Raw genomic sequence first — 277 nt, forward strand, 5'->3', positions numbered from 1 at the left:
GGCTGTCGCTGTTCATGCTGTCGGCCCGTTGCAAACCGATGTATTGGCCGTCACGGAACACCGCCACTTCATCGGCGATGGCGAACACTTCGTTCATCTTGTGGGTGATATATACGATGCCTTTGCCCTGGGACTTGAGGTCGGCAATGATCGAAAACAGGTGGGCCACTTCCTTGTCGGTAATGGCCGAGGTTGGTTCATCCATGATCAGGATGTCGGAGTCATAGGACACCGCCTTGGCAATCTCGACCATTTGCCGTTCGGCAATGCTCAGGTT

The 277-nt window shown here is 54.5% G+C and carries 1 pseudogene; it reads right to left on the reverse strand.

The window, feature by feature from the left end:
* Positions 1 to 253: pseudogene (locus AAEY78_RS12885) on the reverse strand (heme ABC transporter ATP-binding protein); the annotation flags it as partial.
* Positions 254 to 277 lie beyond the last annotated feature (24 nt).

Source organism: Psychrobacter sp. 16-MNA-CIBAN-0192 (genome assembly GCF_040309565.1).
In the GTDB taxonomy this organism is placed as follows: domain Bacteria; phylum Pseudomonadota; class Gammaproteobacteria; order Pseudomonadales; family Moraxellaceae; genus Psychrobacter.